Source organism: Leptospira abararensis (assembly GCF_016918735.1).
GTDB classification, from domain to species: Bacteria; Spirochaetota; Leptospiria; order Leptospirales; family Leptospiraceae; genus Leptospira_A; species Leptospira_A abararensis.
The window spans coordinates 20921-39601 of the sequence record NZ_JAFFPR010000010.1; the positions used below are offsets into that span (position 1 = coordinate 20921).

Annotated in this window: 24 protein-coding genes; 6 read left to right on the forward strand and 18 right to left on the reverse strand. The window is 39.9% G+C overall.

Annotation, left to right across the window (positions count from 1 at the left end):
• The 17 genes from JWG40_RS03735 to JWG40_RS03815 form a co-directional block, all read right to left on the reverse strand.
• Positions 1-243 (reverse strand): hypothetical protein, encoded by a 243-nt coding sequence (locus JWG40_RS03735; RefSeq protein WP_205284516.1) that lies wholly within the window; start codon positions 241-243, stop codon positions 1-3.
• Positions 240-848 carry a class I SAM-dependent methyltransferase gene (locus JWG40_RS03740; RefSeq protein WP_205284517.1) on the reverse strand — a complete coding sequence of 203 codons (609 nt, stop codon included), beginning with the start codon at positions 846-848 and terminating at the stop codon, positions 240-242. Before JWG40_RS03740 ends, JWG40_RS03735 begins: the two co-directional genes overlap by 4 nt.
• Positions 845-3139 (reverse strand): structural protein, encoded by a 2295-nt coding sequence (locus JWG40_RS03745; RefSeq protein WP_205284518.1) that lies wholly within the window; start codon positions 3137-3139, stop codon positions 845-847. Before JWG40_RS03745 ends, JWG40_RS03740 begins: the two co-directional genes overlap by 4 nt.
• Positions 3139-4833 carry a phage terminase large subunit family protein gene (locus tag JWG40_RS03750; protein ID WP_205284519.1) on the reverse strand — a complete coding sequence of 565 codons (1695 nt, stop codon included), beginning with the start codon at positions 4831-4833 and terminating at the stop codon, positions 3139-3141. The genes JWG40_RS03745 and JWG40_RS03750 overlap by 1 nt, the downstream gene beginning before the upstream one ends.
• Entirely contained in the window at positions 4823-5413 is a 591-nt protein-coding gene (locus tag JWG40_RS03755; protein WP_205284594.1) for a hypothetical protein, read from the reverse strand. The genes JWG40_RS03750 and JWG40_RS03755 overlap by 11 nt, the downstream gene beginning before the upstream one ends.
• 73 nt (positions 5414-5486) lie before the next feature.
• Positions 5487-6089: a host-nuclease inhibitor Gam family protein gene (locus JWG40_RS03760; protein ID WP_205284520.1), complete on the reverse strand. Its 603-nt coding sequence runs from the start codon at positions 6087-6089 to the stop codon at positions 5487-5489.
• Between the two features lie 159 nt (positions 6090-6248).
• Positions 6249-7259 carry an ATP-binding protein gene (locus tag JWG40_RS03765; RefSeq protein ID WP_205284521.1) on the reverse strand — a complete coding sequence of 337 codons (1011 nt, stop codon included), beginning with the start codon at positions 7257-7259 and terminating at the stop codon, positions 6249-6251.
• Complete coding sequence (locus JWG40_RS03770) at positions 7256-9094, reverse strand: integrase (RefSeq protein WP_205284522.1); 1839 nt, start codon at positions 9092-9094, stop codon at positions 7256-7258. The genes JWG40_RS03765 and JWG40_RS03770 overlap by 4 nt, the downstream gene beginning before the upstream one ends.
• Complete coding sequence (locus JWG40_RS03775) at positions 9091-10092, reverse strand: hypothetical protein (protein ID WP_205284523.1); 1002 nt, start codon at positions 10090-10092, stop codon at positions 9091-9093. Before JWG40_RS03775 ends, JWG40_RS03770 begins: the two co-directional genes overlap by 4 nt.
• Entirely contained in the window at positions 10058-10303 is a 246-nt protein-coding gene (locus JWG40_RS03780) for a hypothetical protein (RefSeq protein WP_205284524.1), read from the reverse strand. Before JWG40_RS03780 ends, JWG40_RS03775 begins: the two co-directional genes overlap by 35 nt.
• Position 10304: 1 nt before the next feature.
• Positions 10305-10679 carry a hypothetical protein gene (locus JWG40_RS03785; RefSeq protein WP_205284525.1) on the reverse strand — a complete coding sequence of 125 codons (375 nt, stop codon included), beginning with the start codon at positions 10677-10679 and terminating at the stop codon, positions 10305-10307.
• Positions 10663-10911: a hypothetical protein gene (locus JWG40_RS03790; RefSeq protein WP_205284526.1), complete on the reverse strand. Its 249-nt coding sequence runs from the start codon at positions 10909-10911 to the stop codon at positions 10663-10665. The genes JWG40_RS03785 and JWG40_RS03790 overlap by 17 nt, the downstream gene beginning before the upstream one ends.
• Positions 10908-11228, reverse strand: a complete 321-nt coding sequence (locus JWG40_RS03795; protein WP_205284527.1) for a hypothetical protein — start codon at positions 11226-11228, stop codon at positions 10908-10910. The genes JWG40_RS03790 and JWG40_RS03795 overlap by 4 nt, the downstream gene beginning before the upstream one ends.
• A gap of 1 nt (position 11229) precedes the next feature.
• A complete protein-coding gene (locus JWG40_RS03800) occupies positions 11230-11448 on the reverse strand; it encodes a hypothetical protein (RefSeq protein WP_205284528.1) in 219 nt (72 codons plus the stop codon).
• Between the two features lie 247 nt (positions 11449-11695).
• Complete coding sequence (locus JWG40_RS03805; RefSeq protein WP_205284529.1) at positions 11696-12022, reverse strand: hypothetical protein; 327 nt, start codon at positions 12020-12022, stop codon at positions 11696-11698.
• Between the two features lie 86 nt (positions 12023-12108).
• A complete protein-coding gene (locus tag JWG40_RS03810; RefSeq protein ID WP_205284530.1) occupies positions 12109-12339 on the reverse strand; it encodes a hypothetical protein in 231 nt (76 codons plus the stop codon).
• 2 nt (positions 12340-12341) lie between these two features.
• Positions 12342-12575 carry a hypothetical protein gene (locus tag JWG40_RS03815; protein WP_205284531.1) on the reverse strand — a complete coding sequence of 78 codons (234 nt, stop codon included), beginning with the start codon at positions 12573-12575 and terminating at the stop codon, positions 12342-12344.
• Positions 12576-12746: 171 nt separating this feature from the next.
• Between JWG40_RS03815 and JWG40_RS03820 the strand changes: the two genes are divergently transcribed.
• The 3 genes from JWG40_RS03820 to JWG40_RS03830 all read left to right on the forward strand — a co-directional run bounded on the left by JWG40_RS03820 (position 12747) and on the right by JWG40_RS03830 (position 15084).
• Positions 12747-13136 carry a helix-turn-helix domain-containing protein gene (locus tag JWG40_RS03820; protein WP_205284532.1) on the forward strand — a complete coding sequence of 130 codons (390 nt, stop codon included), beginning with the start codon at positions 12747-12749 and terminating at the stop codon, positions 13134-13136.
• A gap of 995 nt (positions 13137-14131) precedes the next feature.
• Positions 14132-14395 carry a hypothetical protein gene (locus JWG40_RS03825; protein WP_205284533.1) on the forward strand — a complete coding sequence of 88 codons (264 nt, stop codon included), beginning with the start codon at positions 14132-14134 and terminating at the stop codon, positions 14393-14395.
• Positions 14396-14673: 278 nt separating this feature from the next.
• Positions 14674-15084, forward strand: a complete 411-nt coding sequence (locus tag JWG40_RS03830; protein WP_205284534.1) for a hypothetical protein — start codon at positions 14674-14676, stop codon at positions 15082-15084.
• On the opposite strand, the gene JWG40_RS03835 is transcribed toward JWG40_RS03830, so the two are convergent.
• Entirely contained in the window at positions 15035-15472 is a 438-nt protein-coding gene (locus JWG40_RS03835; RefSeq protein WP_205284535.1) for a phage protein GemA/Gp16 family protein, read from the reverse strand. The genes JWG40_RS03830 and JWG40_RS03835 overlap by 50 nt on opposite strands.
• A gap of 450 nt (positions 15473-15922) precedes the next feature.
• On the opposite strand from JWG40_RS03835, the gene JWG40_RS03845 reads away from it, so the two are divergent.
• The 3 genes from JWG40_RS03845 to JWG40_RS03855 are packed head-to-tail and all read left to right on the forward strand — an operon-like array spanning position 15923 to position 18667.
• Positions 15923-17206: a hypothetical protein gene (locus JWG40_RS03845; protein WP_205284537.1), complete on the forward strand. Its 1284-nt coding sequence runs from the start codon at positions 15923-15925 to the stop codon at positions 17204-17206.
• Entirely contained in the window at positions 17206-17577 is a 372-nt protein-coding gene (locus tag JWG40_RS03850) for a hypothetical protein (protein ID WP_205284538.1), read from the forward strand. The genes JWG40_RS03845 and JWG40_RS03850 overlap by 1 nt, the downstream gene beginning before the upstream one ends.
• Positions 17578-17587: 10 nt before the next feature.
• Entirely contained in the window at positions 17588-18667 is a 1080-nt protein-coding gene (locus JWG40_RS03855) for a phage major capsid protein (RefSeq protein WP_205284539.1), read from the forward strand.
• Positions 18668-18681: the final 14 nt, after the last annotated feature.

Genomic DNA, 18681 nt, shown 5'->3' on the forward strand with positions numbered 1-18681 from the left:
TTATTTATCTCCTAAGATTAGAACTGAAACAAATAATCCAACTCCACCACCTGCTGCAGAACCAATGGAATACTTGATACGATCAAAAATATTACCGAAGGCAATCTTTCTAACATTCCAAGACCAGATGAATGAAATCAAAAATCCGAAAACTAATACCCACATATACTTTTGTTTGCTGATCATGTAGGTATTCGCACAGACGAATAGAACCTGCAAAAATCCTGTGAGAAATAAATTCATACAACTACCTTCCTGAAAATACTAACAGCTCTTACTCTTCGATTGCTTGATATAAACATATAAATAATTCCTTCAAGAAACCAATCTTCGTTTGACCATTGTGGGACTACTTGATCCAACCAGACTACATGGCCACCAGGGAGTAGGCTTTTCCAACACTCACGAAGAACCTTAGGCCGTGAGATCATGCAATAACCGTAATGATTTGCATCTTCATTGGTATAAGGGCAGTCCGCATAAATGATATCAAAACCGTCGGGTTTATAGATTTTTGCGTAAGAGGACAGCTTTTCTGCATCACCAACAATTTCGGATCCGTTTGAAGGGTTTTTATCCATTCGAAGGTAATTCCCTTCTGGAGTCTTACCAGAGAACAAGTGTAAGACTTCTTTCTTCTCAGGGAAGAGCGAAGTTGCACGAGGTAGGTATTGTTCGGGATAAGCACCCCAATAATCAGATGTGTTTTTGAAATTTTGTCCAAGTCTCCACTCACCGTAAATGCTTCCATTGAAAACATGGAGCGGTGCATATTTAGGAAAAGCTTCAGAATAAAATCTTACTCTGTCATGTACATTGATTTCATTTGGAATGAAAGTTGTTGTCATGAACGTCTCCTTTCGAAATAAGCGACGGTCGTGGTTCGGCACCTTAGGTGAAAAGGTGAAACTTTGTTTTTCAACTTATTCATGATCTCATCGCCAGAAAGATCCTTAAATCCTTCTGCTTCCTTTTCAGAAGGGTTCTGTCTTTCTTTCCAAAAGCCGTCGCGAGTTGGATCATCTTCAGTAAATTCATCGATATATGTAATCAACGTTTTCACTTCTACGGTTTTTCCGTTTAGTGATTCACAAAGTGAAGAAGTTCGCTCATCCATCACCGCTACATACTCAATTCGCGCAATTCCCGTTTGGTGGTATCGTTTAATCCGAGAGAATGTTCTCGCCCTGTAGATCTGTCCACGGACTATGTTGTCCAGTTTGTTGCGAAGGGCTTCTCTTTCATCTTTCGAAGATGTTTGTGTTCTTCCTAATAATTTGTCTTGGAGATTTTTTATTACGGAATCGACAGAGCCAGTTTCTAATCCTGCTTCTACTGCAGAGCGGATATCGTTGATATCATTTTCTTTCTTAAATTGTTTTCCGACATCAAACTTATAAGCATTATTGAAAAAATCTAGAACATGCTTATTTGCATTTACCTTTGGAGCTTTAATGTCCTTCCCATCATTTCCTTTATGAAATTCCTGGCCAGCATCCCATGCATCAGAGATTGCCTTTCTCCATTCACGTTCCAATTCGTCCGGCAGATCTCCAAGTTCCTGTTCGATCAGATCAAGGATCTTTTCTACCGCATCCTCTTTAGTTATATCCGTTTTACGGATCCTTTTGAGAACTCCGGTTACTTTATCTTCATACGTTGAATAGAAATTCTCAGCGAAAGAATCTTCAATTGCCTGGTAGATTTTTTTTTCTTCACTGGACCAAGCACCGAGCTCCACAAATTGATTTAGGTCTCCGCATGTACAATTGGATGTATGTTCTTCTAGATAAATCATCGATTCTTTACCGGACTTTTTTTTTTCAGAGAAAGAGAGCCCATTGGCAGACTGTTTTTCTAATTTGGATGGTTCTTCCCATTTGTCAAAACCGAGGAGTTTTGCTCCCACATCTGGAGCAATCAATCCATCTGCAACCTGTGCTCTAATAAGATCATAGTGGATCTTCGTTGCTTCGTTTGAAATCTTTGTTGATTCTGCTTCTCCTTTCGGATCTAAAGTGATAGATTTACCCCATTTCGCAGAGACGGATCGAAATGAATAACCTTTTGCTGTTAGGTGAAATCGGATAGCTTGTTCTAAAAAAAGCTTTGTAGGGTAGGCAATATTTTTCAACTTCAACAGGAACAGCTTGCCTGAGATTTTTGCATATGACTCAGTAACCGAATAGGATCTGCCCAAGAGAAACAAATCAGTATCTATCCCAGAAGAAACCTTTTCTTCTATCCCTCTTGTTATAGAATCATAACCGCCGGTGCGAGCTCCATCAGTTAGGGCATAATGTTCAGTCTTGACTCCGTCGTATGTTGCCATGAAACCAGATGAGGAATTCTTTTCAAAAGCAGCACGAGCCTTTGCTAAATGTTCACTTAATTGCTGTTCGTAAGCAGCAGCATCTGTTCCAGGTAACTGTCGAGGCTTCGGAAAACTCGCAACAATGAATCCAAGTAACCCCCACTTATCCAAAAGTTTTTCCATATTGGATTGGGCTTTGAATTGGCTGCCTACGTGAGGAACGGCAGAGAAAAACGGAGGAATCCCATAAGGGGAATCTTCATCAGTTTCAATAGCATGATACATGTATTGTATTTCGTTTAGTTTTTTGTAACCGAGCTTGGTCTGTTCGTAGGGTAAGAACTTCACAGTCCCCGTTTCCAATGAGACGTCTCTTTTAAAAATTATTTTTGATACAGGTACTGTGCGTATTGATTCAACTGAATCAATATTTACTGAAGGTATCCACTCTGCAGAAATTGCACCACAAACAATTGTTTGCCGAAGAAGACGGTTTGTTATGCCAGGTTGGCTATCGAAGAATAAATTTATTTCAGCGAGCATCGCTGACTTATTCCGTTCGTCCGCATCGATTTCCCATTCTAAGCCGGTATTTCCTAGAGTGAGTGCACGTTTAACTGCTTGTGATAACTCCGGGGAGATACGTGCTAATTTTTTAATCAACCTCACATCGTCAGATGGGTTGTCCTCCGTCACTGCTTCAGCTAGAAACGCTTCTATCTCGGCCTTATTTTCTTTTAGTTTCTTTCTATCGTTTGCCCATGCAAAAGGGAGAAACACCCCGTTGTCAAAAAATCTATTTCTTATTCTATTCCAAAAACTCATCAACCGATTCCTCCGCCATAACTCCCACCACTTTCCGATTGTGTCTCAAATGCCAAACGTAATGAATTCAATGCCATTCCAAAGTGATTCGGAACCTTTTTCTTGAATCCCCATAGTGCTTTTCCATTTTCGTCCTCACCGCGCTCACGAATTAACATTGTTAGGTGAAACTTAAATTCCTCGTAAAGAGCTAGATCGGCAGGAGGTAACCGCTTTGGATCTGGGAAGAGAAATAGACCGGCTTTAATTGCATCAACAGTTTCCTGTAGCGAGACATCACGGTTAACTTGTATGACCCCAACTGATTCTGAACCAGGAAGGATTTCTTCTCTTTCTGAAAACTTTTTAGAAAAAAATTGAATTCTAATGTTGTCCGGGAACTTCAATGCTGTCTTCATCGAGAAGTTCCTATTTGGCATCGCGTCTATTACTCCAGAATATACGTTGAAACGTTGAATGGAGTTATAGTAATCGATCTCATTTATTACGTGGCCCTTATAAAGGCCAATAATCTTGATACGTCCATCAGTTGTCGGCTCACCAAATACTCCATGAATAGTATCACCTTGGTCCAAGCCATGAAACGTGAAATATTGGCAGCCATCCTGCAGCACAAAATCAGATTGCCAGCGTTCGATATCTTCTTTTTGAAGAGGCTGCTCTTCATCGGATGAGTATGGCCAACCGATCACCGAAATGCAAAAAGCTTTTCTTTTTGCAGAAGTATTTGCATTTAACTGACGTTTATACAATTGGGAAGGGTCGTTCGGTGTCCACAATTGAGAAAGCTGAAATCCGTGATGATCATGCTTTTGGATTTTATTTACGTACTCACCTTTTTGGTTGTCTATTGGTTTTCCACAGCCTGCACACGCATAAAATACTGATCCCGGTACCGGCTGGATTTTTGAATCCTTATCTTTAAATCCCCAAATCGAATCGTGATCAGACAACCAACGTTCGATTAAGTTATTCCATTCCCCACACCCACACCGAATCAGCCAGAATCCCTGAGTCGAGTTTGAAAATTCAGCATGAATGCCAACATTAGGCAAACTTGGCTGTGAACCTAACATCATCCAGCCGAGTTTTGATGCGAGTAGTCTGTCGGGCACGAATTCGATATTTTCTTCATCGTGTTCATCGACTTCATCTAATCCAACAGCATCTAAGTCGATCGTTTTGACTCCACGCTTTGTCCATGTTCCACGCAGAGCTAAAGTAAAATCCCCAAGCTTTTTAGTACGATTGTTATCGGTTTGATTTTCTTTTAAATACTGATGGAGAACTTTACAATTTTGTAAAAAAGGAACCACTCGATCATCATGAAAGTCTTTCATCGATGTATCGTCTGGGAAATATAATCCGGCTTTAAGACTTGTTCCTGCACCTTTCCATGTTAGTCGACCTAACATCCAAGTGCTAAAAATAACCTGTGCTGCTTTTAGAAAAACAAGATAAGGATGGTTTTGAGAAACTCTAGTAATCCATTTCCAGAAAGCATACCCTTCAAATGAAAATGGAACCAGCTGGCCAAAAGGCCCTTTTACAAGAATATTTTGGCAAAGGAATTCCTCAAGAGTTGTACCAGCAACACCAGAAAGGCTGGTAGTTTGAGTAACAATACTATCGATCTCATCGAAAAACCTTTCCGTCGCTGATGCAGTTTGTTTCTTTTTTCTATCAGCCTTCACGTTCCGAGGTCTCCTCAATGAAGGCAATATCCAAATTTTTTGAGATTGTAATTTCGAGTTTTAAGTTTTGAAAAAATTGTCTGAAGACATCTGGATTTGAATCCAAGAATTTTGACAGTTTAGCTGTCTTACGAATTGCTCGATTGATTCCCTTGGCGATTTCCTCTGGTTCAAGACGCTCTCGTTCTTTTTCAAGCATCTTTTCCATATCATTCATTAAACCGCGAAAGGTATTCCAGGCTCCTTCGCCAGATTTAAAGGAAACTTTGAGATCGCCATTTTCATCAAATACTTGTTTTTTGAGAGATCGAAAAGCTTTTACCGTATCGATTTTGATGGATGTCAAACTAATCTCTGCATCTTTCAGTGCAGTGTTTCTCGCATGACTTTCAATTAATAGTCGGTCTTCTTGAGGAGATGTTCCTGTTGCATCATCTCGCTTTTCGAGCCAAGTTCGAATTGTGTTTGAAGTGATTTTGGGATGTTCTGCTTTGAGAATGGCAGCAATTTGTTCTGCGTTATCACCATTGATAACGTGCATGTTAATTGCACGTCTTTGAGTAGCTTTAGAATACGACACAAGAGACGTATTACAGATTGCGACAAGTATCCAACAAATTATCGTTATACTTGTCCCTTGTGTCTTTTCTTTTTTAAGCTGCAGAGGATTTTTCTCCTGCGCTAACATCATGTTCCGCATCGACTTCAGCTGGAATGATGTATAGCCTTTCTGATTCTTCAGACAACTCGATACCGATTGAATTTTTGGAGCCTAATGGATCGGCAAGGATTGCATCCTTGTTTAATTCCAATTTGACTCGGAGAAAGTTTTTGGAAAGCGCAGAGACTAGCTCAGCGAATTTTGTATACAATCCTCCTTTCTTAACAATCGATTCCAAAAATTCAGACGTCGCTCTTGTCTTGATTGATGGTGGAACACGACGAATTTTCAGACTACCGGATACAAGTTTCGCAGTTTTTCTTGCAGGAAAATTTGGAAAAAGTTCATCCCGATGCTCTCCCACATAAAACTTCACTCCTGAAGCAATGTGTGCGATTTTTTGATCGTAAGGAACAAGTTCTTCCTTCAATTCTTCTCTAATTGCTGCGATTTTGTTATCCGCTGAAGAAATTAAATCCTTTCGAGAGCGAGATACTCTGCCGAGCAGTTCGATACCTTTTTCAAGTTCTTCTTGATCCGCATAGTGATTGTCCGGCATCAATGAAAGAAGATTTTGACGACGTTTACTGAGCATTAGAAGCTCCTTGACTTGCGTCGACAACGACCCCCTTAGAGGTTGATTTTACCATTTGTGCAGGAGGAACGGACTTCCGTTTTTTCTTCGCTGCGCTTTGTTTCTTTGCCTGTTTTTTCTTAGCTGGCATATTGATTGTCTCCTTATACTAAAATATGATCACTCGACTTCTGCTGACGAGAGGACTGGAGATTTTTTACCAGTTCGCTCTCTGTAAATACGATCTAACGATGATTTTGCGATTGATTCATCCTTTGGGTTTTTTCCTGGATGAAATAGTGATTCTTCGATTTTTCTATTATCAAAATCCTTTCCATAATCATCCTGGATTCTTCGGCGGAGTTCTCTTTTTGAAATCCTTAACCTTTCCATCATGGTACGAATTCCGTCGGAAATTACGTTTCGCAAATAACTCTCACGCACAACTCCGTCTTTTTGAAATTCAGGATATGAGAAGGAAATTGACTTGATGAGATTTTCTACAGAAAGCGGATTCTTGGATGAAAGGTTTGAGTAAAAAAGTTCCTTCGCTTTTTCTCCGGTCTTCCCCTGTGGAAACTTAATATTGAATCCTTGTTCTGCAATTGACAAAAGTTCGACTCTTGTAAGCGGTTTACTGCGGAAAGAAAATACACGATGGCCTATCTCAGGGCTATCGAGTATTCCCGATAACCTTGTTTCAGGTTTCATAAACATGATGATTGAGAATAAATGACTTTGGTTTGGTGATGATAATTCCCAAAGCTTTTTAAGATCGCGGAAACCACTCCAGCGTAATGCCTGGGCCTCATCAATAACCAAGACTACTTTGCGGTTTTGTTCTTCTACCCAAAGCAACAAGTCGCGTAAGCGGAAATATCTTTCGTTTTGATTTCCTGGAATATTCTCTGCTGGACGTATCGCTCGAATCATATGCCGCGCGATAAATGGTATAGAAATTCCAGAGATCGAGCTTTCCCAAACGGGTCCTGCATTCACGATGATGTGTTTATTTTTTTTTGCTTCGAGTAGGGATTTAATTTGGTTAAACATAAATGTTTTCCCATCGCCAACTTCTCCTTCTACTACCAACCAAGAGTTAGTTTTTACCGCTTCTTTTGCGAGCCTTACAATTGTATCAGTATTTTTCGTATTAACGAAGCTGGGCCGATATTTTATAACATCTGTCATTTGCTAACCTCTGGGAATGTGTCCCGTATTATTTCGATCGTGTCGTAAACTTCTTGTGATGGGATATATCCCAGCTTTCGCTTTGCAGATCTTAACAACTGCAATACGATTGCTCCTATAGAAAGATTTTCATCCCGTTCATCCGCAAGCTTCATGGAAAGTTCTTCAAGTGAGTCTTCTGAGTGGCCTAGTTCTTTAAGCATCCATTCAAATGCATCGTCGGTACTTTCAAATTTTTCAGGAGCCATTGGTGTGTGAGTCTGGCGATGCTCTTTCGATACATGTAATTTTCCATAAGGAATCTCTGGTAAATTAGGAAGTGCATCCGAAAGGATCAGAGTCTTTTCAACGGCTTTTGCTGATGACAGGACTTTCTTTCTGTTTCTTATTCGGTTGGTTTCTGTAAGTCCACTGCGATCACCAACGTTTTTAAAACTTCCAGGCTCTCTTCCAATAGGCCCTGCAGGATCTGCTGAGAGACGAATACCATCGGTTGTGAGAACTTCAAAACCGCTCCGAGGGTTTCTGTATATCTTAACAACTTCTTTGGTTCTATCTGAAACGACCTGTCCATTCGGATAGCGCAAGAGATACTGCGTTGCCTCAATTTCGATACAACCGTATGCGTTGATCTTTCTAATCTCTTCTTTGATTGAGGCATCTGTTAGGTTCTGTTTGGAAACGGATTTGATTGGTTTTTCGTTGGCAGACTTCAGCCACTTTTCATATGACTTTAATTTGTCATTTCGCGAAATTTGATACCGATACAATAGGAGGTTGAATTCATCTAAATCACGAATCATTCCCTTCACTGCCATCGTTTCACAGCAACGTTTGATTGCAGAAATCCGACTTTCGATTGGACCTTTGGCCTTAGAGTGACCTGGAAAGTGAGATTCTTGGATGATATCTAAGCGAGAGAAGAACCCAGAAAGAGATTCGAATGCCGTATGTTTGTCCGTATAAATTCTTTCAGGAGTTCCTTGGATCGGGATAAATCCGTCATCTTTTTCTAAAAAGGCCCGACAAAGGAAGTCATGCCAATCTGTTGAATTTTCACCTCCATGTGTTGAATCTTTTCCTTTCGCAATTGGTGCATATGCGTAAGCATAGAAGGCTTTTGAATACACATCAACAGCAACATAGATATGAACCTTTCGCAGAGATGCCTCTTTCGATCCTTCATAGATTCTCGTTAATCCAGATTCAATATCCGGGCGAATAGAGATCCTCGAATCTTTACCTGGTTCCAAATAAACTGCGTTAAGTGGTGATGCATCAAACATCCAAAACTGATTTGCATATGTAGCCATCCAGGTCACTGAAGCCAATGGTTTCCCCATTTGTTTACGAGTTATGCCTCGTTCGTTTAATGCCCTTCCTAGTTTAAAACGATCCCAAACTCCCTTACGAATCGTTCCCAATCGTTCGGCTTGTTCGATGGCGAATTCCATTGACTTACCATACTTTCGATTCAAGGCAAACCCAACAGTGCGAAGATCTCTATCTTTACCGGTTCCAGTCTTTGCTTGTTCATGCTGCACTTCACCTGCAAACATGAGTTTTGTGATCTCGTATATCTCAAGTTCTCTTAAGGCAATTTCTGCAACTCCGAGCCTTGATCCAGTTTTCTTTCTTTCAACCTTTGCAACAGAAAAGATAGACTCTCCTTCCAAAAGTCGGTTGAAAATGTTGTAAACCTGTGGTCTCGCTAGACCAAGGGAATCGACCGCTCTTTTAACGATTTGCCCAATCTCGGAACGGGTACCGCGCTCTCTTGCGAGTTTCCAATCCCGAAAAAGGGGCATTACGATTCCAATATCTAATTGTTTCACGAAAGATCCTTTTCCGTAGAAACAGGAAGACAATCCTGCCAAGATTCAAAGACCGAAGTGTAGATTCCTTGGATAGTTACAAGGAAGATGTTTACTATCTTTCCATTTTCTGTGCTATGTTCCAGTTCGTTTAACTCAGATTCATGGGCGACTTTAAGAACATCTGCATGCTCCTGGATTCCGTTGACAGCATTTTTCAAAATTACTGCAAGAGCTTCTCTTTCCCGAAATGCCTTACGTACTTCTGGGGGAATGCCGGTCTCATGAGTCTGATCGTTTAACATTTCCTGAAGTTCTTTAATTCTTAAATCAAATGAAGAGTTTATTTTTTCCTTGTCTTCGACCTTTTTTTCCAGATTAGAAATTTGGGTATTTTTTTCTTTAAGGAGTTTAACTGTTTCTTTGTTTTGTTTGGACTGGATTTCTTTTTCATAATCAGAAAGACTCAAAATTCTTCCGTCAGGGAAATGGACTTCACCTTCCTGAAATAAAGCATTATCTTCCTTCATGCCTTCAACAAGTTTGATGAGCGAAGTCTCACTTCTCCCGGAAAGAACCTTTTTGTTTACCTCAGAAGTGAGTAATTTTTCTGCGACAGTAAGGTATTTTGAAACTTTCCACCAATGGAATTCAGTGTGTTCCTCAACGAAAGCTTGCATGGTTTCGCATTCAGCTAACAAAAAAAGCTGATCGCGATTGATTTCATGTAACGCAATCATGATATTTTCTTGAGCAGCTTTTAACATATCCGAAGAAACTCGGATGGTACGCATCAATTGATTGAGTCGCGTATGTCTGTCAGTACTCAAATCAGAAACCTCTTGACGTGCAAGAGAATTTGGGGATTCCTCTTTCGGAGCAGCCGGGGTTTCTACAGTTTCTTCCGAAACTTTGGCTTTTGCTTTAGAGTTCTTCTCGTCTGTCTTCTTCCCCTTGGTGGCCACAGGTTCCGTTTTTTTTTCTTTATTTACTTTGTTGTTTTTGGTGTTTTTGCTCATTTTCTCCCTCAATTCTTAACGAAATAACCAATCCATTTTTAAACTCTTCGTATTCCCCGAATAAACCTTTCTCATCAAGAAACATGTAGAGAGTTGAAATTTCTCCTACAGCGACCTCAAGAGGATGAGTCTTAGTTGAACGACCGATAGTCGACAACATCAAAGCAGAGGATTTTTGCGATATACTAGTTTTAGTTGTTACTTCTCCCACATCACTCTCCCATCACCAACGAAAGGATTCGATCGACTAATGTTTGTTTTTTGTAGTGAAGCAGTGGTGGCTGCATGTAAAAATGTGTTCTCATCGGAACACCTCCAAAAAATTTTTTTGATTTGTTTTCACATTCTGATTTTTCACATACTCCTCCATTTTCGCTTTGCTCAATGGAAGGAGTTCTTTTACTTTTAGTTGAGCAAGTGAGGCGATCTCTTTGCTCGAAAATCTTTCTTTTTCTAAATCGAGAAGTGAATCCCAGAAAGAGTTGAATCGAGTTTCCGAAAGACCGCAAAGAATAAGAGCTCTCAGCTTTTTGATTTGATGCCGATGTCGAAAAGGTTTTGATTTGTTGCTCATCTATTTTTTCCACCTAATCTTTCCTCAACGAGTTTCTCATTCTGCCATTCGGCAAAGTCGGCAATCTCGTTCATGTCTTCAATAAAAGCTTGTTCAATCGAAGCGCGGTTGATCGCAAGTTCTGCAATCCTACGGTGTACCTTGCTGCGGTTTTGCCGACCTCTTCCAATTTCTTTAATCGCTTGCTCTGCATATTTCAGCCAGAGTGCTCCTCGCAGAAATGAGATTCGTTCAGCAATGGTCATGGAAGATCCTCCACGTAATTCTCTGCCCAAGAAAGAGCATGAGCCGCGAGATAAATAAGATGTTGTGCAATTTCTCTATTTGAACCATCTTTCATCACATAACCTAACGATCCAATTCGAGAGACTAAGTTTGCAAATTTTCCAAAGTGATCCTCTCGATCTTTTAAATATGGTTGATAGGGGGGAAGGTCATTTTTCCGAACCAATTGAATGCGTTTTAGTGTAAGTTGGGTTCGCAAGTCACCAGAGAGTGTGTACGAAACATTCTTTGGCGAAATTTTACAGGAGGCAGAAACTAAACCAGTAACTCGCACCATCTCATTTCCCCTTGTTGTGGCGTTCCTTCGCCTTACGTTCTTCCATCTGTCTTTGTTTTGTTCCATGGTCATAACCAAGGTCTGCTGGTTCTGAATTCTTAGTTTGCTTTAAGCTTTTGTATCCTTCCACAAAACCGTTTGTGTATTCGCCACGGTCAGTGTTCGTTTCAAAATAAATCCGAGCGTTCTTTGTTATTGTATCTAAAACAGAAGGATTCATAAGGAATCCTCCGTGGTTGAAGTAATGAACAAATATAGCAAGACCAACAACTGAACGGTTAATAGAAATGATCCTCTCGTAGATTGATCCCAGTATTGTGAAGAAAAATCACCCGAATATAAACCAAACATCACCCATGCGACTGATATTCCAATCAAGGTGGCTCTAACAAATAGAGGTAGTTTCTGCCAGAGCTTTCGATAAAGCTGAATCGCACTCACGATTTCGTTCGGATCTTTTTCGCTGTTCATGCGGAAACCCCGCGTTGCATAAATGCATACTGAAAAGTAGGCCAAGAAATTTGATCCATTACCGCGAGGTACTCTTCCCAGGTTTTCGTAGTTTTTCCAGATTTTAGCGCCTGTCTGTAGTTAATCGATTGTTTGAATTCGAACGCCTCGCGAGTAGTAACAGGGTTTCCGCTTTCCATTCGCTCTCTATGTTCTTTATAGATAGAACGTGCTTCTTCTATCGTGATACCCCATTCGGCTTGAAGTATCGAATCAACGCGAGAGGAAGTTTTGTGGCCATTTAACACTTTCGAAATTAAGCTATGACTTACTGAACTTCGCATTGCTAAATCACTAACTCTCTTCCCCGGTTTAGCAAATAACTGCAATTTAAGGGGGAGCTTAGGGCCGCGAGACTTTTCAACCAAACTCACTTGGACACCTTCGCTTTGTCAGATGGTATAAGTCCTTCTTTGGCCAAGGAGATTGCGTAATTACCAGAACAAGGTGCTAGACCATTTAACACTTGTGTTAGATAATTATAATTCAAATCTAATGTTTCTGCCCATTTTGATACAGAACCATAACGATAGCTAATTTCTCGCTTCGCATCTTCGCGAAGGGCTTTAGGGATGTAATAGCTTTTTTTTGTAGTAGCCATCGTTAGTTAGCCTCATCCATGGCAGCAATAATCCCAACAATCATCGCTGCATTCGAAATGAGTGCTTCTCTGAGTATTGAGCCGTCCGCATCTTCATCGTAATCATCCACGATAGATCCAAGTTCTATCGGTAGATGATGGATCTCTGAATCCAGATCATCAATCGTCCGACAATTCTCGTTTCCCTGTTGCTCCTTTCCAATTTCCGCCAAAATTGAACTAATTTTTTTGTTCATAAATTTCTTCCCCCAAAAGTTCGGGATTGACCCCCGTCTGTGCCGATATACTCAATAATTAACTATTAGCGATAATATCGCTAATTACGAATATGACAAGCACAAATTATCGCCAATTGCTATTTTTTTTAAAGGTCACAATTCTTTTTATTTGTGACCTTGAGGTGTTCGGTGGGGAATAGGTTTCGAGAGCTCATAAAATCCCTTTCCCTCACTCAGAAGGACTTCGCGATTAGGATTGGTGTGTCCCAGGGATTTGTAAGCGAGATCATTAACGGGAAAAATCTGCCATCGCAAGAAACATTAACGAAAATTTCCAAGGAATTTAACGTGAATCTCGATTGGCTTCTTGCGGGAGAAGGTCAAATGTTTCGCCCGACTACCGCGGAAATACATAATTCGATTTCTAAATTAGAAGAGTTGAGAGCTCAGCATTTCCAAACCAAGGTCGATCCGGTTTTAGCAGAGGCGATTGAAGGGATACGGGAACTAGCCAAGTCGGATCAAGTAGGCCTTGAAATCGTGAGAAATTTGGTGAAGAAGCTGCTAGGCAAAGAATAATTTTTTTATTTTTCTAACAGACTAAAACCTTAGAAAAATAACTTCTTATGTCACTTATACATTGCGACATAATTACACTCAACACATAACAATAAATTATCCCATTGCTGAATGATGTTTAACCAGCTAACAAATATAGAAGAGGTAAGCTAAATATTCGAATTCCTCAAATTCATTAAGGAAAAGTCGATTTTTGGTGGGAAACAAAAAATAGATTCCAAATTTTTCCCTAATTTTAATAGGAAATTGGTCACTGAAATGGTAATCGAATTTAACGAGACATAATTTAAAAATATCTAAAGTGACCTATCTTTTTTTGCGGGGTATCCTGTCTCTTATTTCCTTTCTTTTTAAGGGTTTTCTCATTGACAAAATTTGGGCTTGCCTTGGAATCAGAATAGGCATTTGGCAGCAAATATAGAAGAGTGCTTGTCGCTTTTTATGTGAGCTGAGTAACAGAAAAGCCTTTAACCGAAAAACTCCGAGGAGAGGAACCTTGAGGCTCTCCCCCCGGTTTTGGTCAAAGCCGAGGCATTTAGTTTTATGGCGCCCGGGGTTACGTTCTTATTTATTGTTAGTGTGTACTGACTATTTAGACGAACATAATCTTCTCGTCAATAATATTATCGTCTCGAGGTTACGAAACCTTAATCCCCTTTAGGCCCTACTCGGGGCCAAGAGGAAGGAGGGTAGAAACATGATGAAAAATGAAGACGACTATGTCATAATCTTCGTTAAGTCATACTACCACCGTGGATTGAAGAGGCGAGTATTTGCTCATGAATATGGTCTTGAAGCTTTCAAGTTAAGTATTCATAAAAGCAAATACAAACCTCCCACCTAGGTAGTGGGATTTAGATAGGTAGTTTGGATCAGCGGGCGTTTAATGAACGAGGCTGATTCAGCTACTTTTTTTCTAACCTATCTTATTAGAATTCCCATAAAAATATCTAGCCGTTCCAAGCCATAAACCGATTTTGTTAATTATGAGCACTATGGACTTTGTAAAACTAGCTGAAGACGTTACGGACGAAGAACTAATGAAAGACTCAATATATGTAATCTATATGGGGTTGCCAATGAGGCTTTATCAAAATGCAGATGTTCCTATTTTGTGGGGATTTTGGAGTTGGATTCCGGTGGTTTTAGCTGTGGAGCCAATCTTTGGTTTTGATAGTTGGAGATTTAAGCCCTACCCTAAAGGAAAATACGTTCAATCTCTTTGGGGATTCTTATTTCCTCAGGCTGAACATGAATAGGATTTCTCTGGCAGTTTCCTCTCTAATTTTCTCATAAAAAATATCCTCTGTCATTAAACTGTGAACCAGCCTATCTAGGCTGGCTCCTATTTCACTCAACCAAATCTCATATTCGTCTTCCTTGACATCAAACATTTTCATACCTAATTATCTGTTTAGTATAATTTCCCCCAGGGACAATTGGCAAGGTTTTTGTCTAGAAAGGTTAAGAATTTTTGCTTTACCTAATATTTTTTTAGAACTAAATTTTCGTTAGGTTGCAATAAAAGGATTTTATTATGTTCGCATTTGTTTTTATAGCGTTTCTAAATCCGATCGTTCTTGTTTATGATCTTTGGAATAGTAGTTTAGAATGGGTGCATAAAAATTATTTTTCTGTATATAAAAACAGATTGGAAAACGCCTGCCCAAATCTAGGTACATTGCCACGTAATGAAGCTTTAGAAAAAGCAACTTCGGATAATGATCCTACTAGAATATACGTTGAGAATCCCGATGGAAGTATGCGGCATTTCTATAAAGAGTTTGCGACTGATGCTTTGAGGATCGAAACTCTCCATAAATTAAACTTGTTTTTAAAAGAATATAAATGGGTTTGCAATCTTGATCGTCCACCATATTACGAAGAAATAGCATATATTAAAAATTCGAGAGCAAACGGGACTGAATTACCAAAAGGGCTTGAATGAGTTTTGCCGCTTGTGCTCGTGTTAATAGATCAAACGGTTTGCTATATTGACGCTGTGCAAACTGGTCTAAATCAAATTCTTTTCCCGCTTTTTTGATCTCATTACAAATTTCTTTTGCTTTAATCAATTGAGAATAAGATCTCTTTTGGAGTTTATATCTTAATAGTTCCAGTTTGCTTTTCTTTCGATTAGAAAAATATTCATTTCTTAGTTCGTTCAACCGTGCGACTACTAGTACGGCCTTGCCGGGTGTTAAGTTTGAAATAGAATCTTCTTTTACAGATTCAAATACAATCTGCTTTAGCTGTTCTTTCGATATATGAATTTCATTTGCAGTGGCCCATATCTTTTTTAAATGTTCTGCGGATAGTTTTTTTACCTCACCCATGTTAATTGTCCTCAAAAGTATTCTATGTCTCTAAAATCAGTTTGACAATAATTTTTTTTATGATAGGCCGTTAGGTGATCATGAATAAACCTAAAGGAAAAATTAAACTATCGAAGGAGACTTCTAAACTATTTTATACGGTTCCGCACTTTGCACGTCTTTGTGAAGTCAGTGCCAAACACATATATAGAGAGATAGATCGCGGAAATATCCCCGCATATGAGCTTTCTGAAAGGTCTACGCGGATTCTAATTTCGGAAGCACAGGATTACTTAAACAAAAAACGACTTGAGACTAAAGCAAACCAACTATGTTCCTGTTGTGGTCGAGGCCACGATTCAAAACTTAAGTAATACAAAAAAAGTTAGGACATAAGAGACACTTGAGGTCACTGCCAAGATTTCGTACTTTTATTTTATCAAAGACTCGCTCACATAGAATTTAACTATTGTGAGTGCACAGACTAAAACATTAAAATTTAACGAGGAAGGTTGGGCGAAACTTGAGAACGGTTTACTGATACACAATTCAGGAACTGCTCGCGTAGAGTGTCGTTCCAATCTTGTTGCGCAGATCGAAAACAAACAAGGCGAAAACTCTGCAAAGTTCTCTCCGATCGCGGAGACCAATGAATATGCAGAATTTATGTTTCGAATGTTGTCGATGGTTCTCATACCAGGTTGGTGGGTTGATTTTAGCGAGGAAGGCGTTCTTGAAAAAGCTACGAACCTTTTCAAAACAAAAATCTATACTGATCATGTAACAAATGTGAGAAATTCCGTTGGGGCAACAAGAGATCCTGTTTTTTCAAATAGAACAGGAGTTAATGGAATTGATGCAGTGTTTCGTATTTTTAAGAACATTGCTCCTGAAATTGTAACACGTTTACAAACAGATCCTCCATTGATTGATTCCAATTCCGTTGGAATCATCTTTCAATTTAAACGGTCACACGTTGATTTGGATGGCTTCTATTGGCGATTAGGTGAAGAAGTGGACGGTCAGATTGTTCGTTTGATCGCCACTAAAATCTTAAAAATCCCAGAAACTTCTCTCGTTGCTGCAGGTGCTGATCCTACTGCAAAAAAATTCCATTCTGTAAATAGCACTCATTTTGAAGAAGAAAACCCTAAGGAGAATGAAGAAATGCCGCAAATTAAACGCGCTATTTTGACAACTCTGGGGGTAGATATGAAAAAACTCGGTCTGTCCGTTGGGGAGGGTGAGTTTATTGATCTACCGTCAGAAAAACTAGAGGCTGTGCTTTCACAAGCGGGGCAAAACATCGAATCCCTAAACGGGAAACTCAAAACCGCTGAACTTTCACAAGATCAAGCGGTCTCAACGACTGCAAAATTTTCTAAGATATTCGGTTTAGAAACTTTTCCTGAGACTTTCGAATTTGATTCGAAAATTTCTGAAGTGGTAACTCTTCTCGAAGAGCCAAAGAAGTTACTGCAGTCTTACGTGGAAAAAGCACTTACCGCCTATCGGTTGTTCACATCAAACAAACCAGATCCAATCATCGAAAAAATGATTCAATCTGCAAACATGGAACAGGTGAAGGCTTTTTGCGCTCAATACGGCGCAAAGCTTGAAGAGAAACATCCGCTCAAATGTGGATCCTGTGGTTCGGACCAGCTAACTCGGGCATCGAGTGAGTTTTCCGAAAATGATAAAACGGCTGTAGAAACCAAAAAGAACGCCGGTAACTATAAAATAGGAGGAAAGTAATGGGACTATCTGATGATCCTTTTGACCCAGGTCTTGTTGGAGTCATTCCTCCAACGCTAATAACACTTAAACAAAGTGGACTCACTCAAGCTGATGTTGGAAAAGCTGTAAAAATTTCAGCAAACAAAACGGTGGGAGTAGCTGCCAATAACGATATTCCCCTTGGTCAACTCTCGTCCGTTGAACCTGGTATTGCAGCCGTGAAAGTGGCTGGAATGCTGGAATTTGAGTATTCCGGTGCGGCACCAACACTTGGGTTGATAACAGTTCAGAGTGACGCCGCAGGGAAACTAAAAGTCGCTGCAAGCGGACTATCCGTCCGAGTGGTCAACGTCGATTCTAGCGCAAGCAAGTTCACATTTATTCTGTAAGGAGGAAGACATGGCAGACACAAAAACAAAAGAAGGTCTCGTTAAGCTAGAATTAGACGCTGGCATTTACGCAGACGCAAAATCCGAAGGAATGTCAATGAATGAATTCCTCGAGCAAAAGGAGGTTCAGGCAGGTTATGATCCAGCAAATCCAATTGGAAAAGATCTGACTGCCTTTGAGCGCCAATTGATGGCCAATGACATTCCAATCGGTAAGGCAAATTTCGCTGTAGATGATTTCATCAAGGCATCTCCAATGTCAAAAGTTCTCTTCCCTGAGTTTATCAACCAAAACATTTACCTTGGAATGAACTCTGGGAAATTGGATGTTAAACTCGATGATACTCATAGTGTCAAAACAAGAGTTACCCAAGGTTCCGCCAAATCAGTGGCCCTTGATATCAATGCATCCGACCTTAAGGCCAAGGCCAAATCAAAAGAAGGATCCCAATTTCCACGAGCCGTTATCGCAACAAAGGAAAACGCAATTTCTACTCGCAAAGTCGGTATCGAAATTGACTTCACCTATGATGCGTTAAAGCGACTTCAGGTTTTAAAAGCGCAACATATCTTTCAGGTATTTGGTTGGAACCTATCTAAACAAATCACTCATCGAGCATTGCAAGTGATTAAGCAAGGTGACGGAAATGCAAATACTGCAATCGTTGCGACTGAAACAGCCACCTCCACTTGGAAATATTCCGATCTAGTGAATCTACTTTTGAATCCAACCAAGGGAGCTGAATATACTCACGCAGTGGTCCATCCAGCATTCTTGGAAAAAATTCTTACGGATGAAACGAATTTCAAACAATTCCAATCTGTAAACGTTTTGGAAGGTTTCCTAAAAGATGGAGAGGTTGCAGGTTTCTTTGGAATCGTTTGGAAGACTCACCAAGAGATGGATGCTGATTCTGTTCTTGTTTGGAATAAGAACTTAACTCTAGAACTTATTGAAGATGCAGCTGGTCAGCTAGTTGAAAGTGAAAAATTCATCCGAGAGCAAATTCAAGGAAGTGTGATTTCATACGACTTTGAGTTCGCAAAGCTTTTCTCAAATAGCTGTGCTCAAAAGAACAAGAAAGCTTAAAAGTAACAGAAGTA